The sequence below is a fragment of the Thalassobacterium sedimentorum genome, from assembly GCF_031127905.1.
Classification (GTDB): Bacteria; Verrucomicrobiota; Verrucomicrobiia; order Opitutales; family Coraliomargaritaceae; genus Thalassobacterium; species Thalassobacterium sedimentorum.
The window spans coordinates 1-1,130 of sequence record NZ_JARXIC010000100.1 but is presented as its reverse complement, the minus strand read 5'-3'; the positions used below and the strand labels follow the sequence as shown (position 1 = coordinate 1,130).

Sequence of the window (1,130 nt, the reverse complement as noted above, 5' to 3'; positions counted from 1 at the left end):
TGCGCAATATTTATGTTAAAAGGTATAATAGGAGCAGGCTTGAGGAAAGCGATGGTAGCCATGCTTTGTCATTAGGGCGCTGTGTGGACGATAATGGCGATCGAATAGCTGCCGGTTTGATCGCTTCCGGGGTGGCCGACTTCCAGGGTGTAGTTTCCTGTTTCTGGTAGTTCAATATTGCCAAGGTCTGCTTGATAAAATTGACGACTGCCGAGTTCATTTCCGGAGGGGCTGATCAGTTTGTAAACAACATTAGTGATGTCTGAGTAGCCAAGATTTTCGATGTAGATACTGCTGCCGGCCGCGCCGGCGAAGGTGTAGATGTCATAGGATGCTGGGAACTCAATGTTACCGGCACCTGCGCTGGGAGCTCCATCTTGAATGGTATCACCGATGTTAATTGCGAATGTCTGAGGTGCTGGAACTGCAGTAATGGCGATCGAATAGGTGCCGGTTTGATCGCTGCTGGAATCGCCCACTTGCAGTGTATAGGTCCCTGTTTCGGGGAGCTCAATGCTGCCAAGGTCACTTTGATACAGCTCACGACTGCCGAGCTCATTACCAGAGGGAGCGATGACTGTATAATCGATAGTCGTGGTTCCAGAGAAAGCGATCTTGTCGATGAAAATGCTGTCGCCGGCCGTGCCGGCGAAGGTGTAAATATCATAGGAAGCTGGGAGCTCAATGTTACCGGCGCCTGCGCTGGGTGCGCCATCTTGAATGGTGTCGCCAATGTTAATTGCGAATGTCTGAGGTGCTGGAATTGCGGTAATGGCGATCGAATAGGTTCCGGTTTGATCGCTGCTGGAATTGCCCACTTGCAGTGTATAGGTCCCTGTTTCGGGGAGCTCAATGCTGCCAAGGTCACTTTGATATAGCTCATGACTGTCGAGCTCGTTACCTGAGGGATCGATCAATGTATAATCAATATTCGTGGTTCCTGAAAAAGCGATCCTGTCGATGAAAATGCTGTCGCCGGCTGTGCCGGCAAAGGTGTAAATGTCATAGGAAGCTGGGAACTCAATGTTTCCGGCACCTGGGCTGGGTGTGCCATCTTGAATGGTATCGCCAATGTTAATTGCGAATGTTTGGGGGGCTGCAACTGCGGTAATGGCGATCGAATAGGTTCC

At 50.4% G+C, this 1,130-nt stretch carries 1 protein-coding gene; it reads right to left on the bottom strand.

Annotated features, from left to right (window positions below; translation table 11 throughout):
* Positions 1-71: 71 nt before the first annotated feature.
* Positions 72-1,130, bottom strand: a 1,059-nt coding sequence (locus tag QEH59_RS18565; protein WP_308986881.1) for a PPC domain-containing protein, incomplete at its 5' end; no start/stop codon positions are given.